The sequence below is a fragment of the Vibrio sp. 10N.286.49.E11 genome (assembly GCF_041469505.1).
Classification (GTDB): Bacteria; Pseudomonadota; Gammaproteobacteria; order Enterobacterales; family Vibrionaceae; genus Vibrio; species Vibrio crassostreae_C.
In genome coordinates this window covers 1-210 of the sequence record NZ_JBFRKQ010000125.1, presented here as the reverse complement: position 1 = coordinate 210, position 210 = coordinate 1, and the positions used below count along the sequence as shown (strand labels likewise).

The 210-nt window shown below is 46.7% G+C and carries 1 pseudogene; it reads left to right on the top strand.

What is annotated here, in order from left to right:
• Window positions 1-169, top strand: a pseudogene (locus AB4167_RS21600) (IS66 family insertion sequence element accessory protein TnpB); the annotation flags it as partial.
• Window positions 170-210: the final 41 nt, after the last annotated feature.

The following is a 210-nucleotide window of genomic DNA, read 5'->3' as shown; positions in this document are numbered from 1 at the left end:
ATCGGAATCTGTCGGATTTGTTAAAGCCGAAATCGTTGAAAAGACAACCAAGTATCAGGCCCAGATAGCTACGGCGAACATGACACTTCTCATCAATGATGTGGAGCTGAGCATTCCTCAAGGCACGCCAGCCACCTATCTTGCTGAACTCATTGGAGCGTTGTCATGAAAGGTATGCTCAGCGCTCCAGACATTTACCTTTATCGTGAA